We start from the raw sequence: 969 nt of genomic DNA on the forward strand, positions 1-969 counted from the left end.
ACGAGGAGGAGACACCCATGAGCGACGCCACCGACCACGAGGCCTACTACGCCAGGCGGCTCGACGAAGCCTTCGACCAGCTCGAGCAGGAACGTGCCCGGGTCGGCGAGGTCAGCCGGGTGTGGAAGGAGGAGCAGACGACGGTCGTCGCCAAGGACCGGTCGTTCACCATGACCTTCGACGGCCGTGGCGACCTCACCGACCTCAGTTTCCACGGCACCCGGTACCGCTCGCTGGCGCCCACCGAGCTCGCGCACCTGATCGTCGCGACGCTGCAGTCCGGGCGGTTGCAGGCCCTGGAGCGCACCGCGGCGATCGTCCAGGAGGGCGGCGGCGCGGACGGGCTGGACCTGGTCGGACTCGCGACCGGCAAGGTCGACCCCGCCGAGATGATCGAGTCCCTGATGGGGTCGATGTTCGCCGAGATGGGCGTCGAGGACCCGACCCGGGGTGAGCGTCGTGGCCGATGAGACCTACGTCGACCTCCCCGGTGTCCGGCGCAACGCCGACGGGGTGCGTCGCATCCGCAGCGACCTGGCGGGCCCGTTGGAGCGTCTGAACGCACTCAGCGCGGAGTACGAGGGTTGCTGGGGCAGCGACGACATCGGCAAGGCGTTCGGGGAGAAGTACTCCCCGGACTCGACCGAGGCCCGCGACGGCGTCGGCGAGACGACCGAGGGGCTCGGCCTCTACGCCGACAACCTCGAGATCTCGGCGGAGAACCTGACGCGGCTCGACGAGGACAACGGCTCGCACGTCCCGCCGATGCCCGACGCGAGATGACCACCCGCACCGACCCGTGCGGGCCCGCACCTGCGGGTGGGGCGTGGACGCCCGCGTAGTGCCCACCGGCGCCGAGGAGCCCGCAGCGGACCCGTCCGCCGGCTCGGAGGCGGCCCGACCCGACCCCGCCCGGCGGCAGCGCCGAGGCATCGCACCACCCGGAACGAGGAAGGAGGGATCCCTGCG

Annotated in this window: 2 protein-coding genes; both read left to right on the forward strand. The window is 72.0% G+C overall.

Annotated elements, in window-relative coordinates:
* The first annotated feature begins 17 nt into the window (after positions 1-17).
* Positions 18-470, forward strand: coding sequence for a YbaB/EbfC family DNA-binding protein (locus KPL59_RS05960; RefSeq protein ID WP_226360191.1), 453 nt, complete (start codon positions 18-20; stop codon positions 468-470).
* Positions 460-783, forward strand: coding sequence for a hypothetical protein (locus tag KPL59_RS05965; protein WP_226360192.1), 324 nt, complete (start codon positions 460-462; stop codon positions 781-783). The genes KPL59_RS05960 and KPL59_RS05965 overlap by 11 nt, the downstream gene beginning before the upstream one ends.
* The last annotated feature ends 186 nt before the right edge of the window (positions 784-969 follow it).

Origin of the sequence: Pseudonocardia sp. ICBG1142 (assembly GCF_020496255.1) — a bacterium.
GTDB lineage: Bacteria > Actinomycetota > Actinomycetes > Mycobacteriales > Pseudonocardiaceae > Pseudonocardia.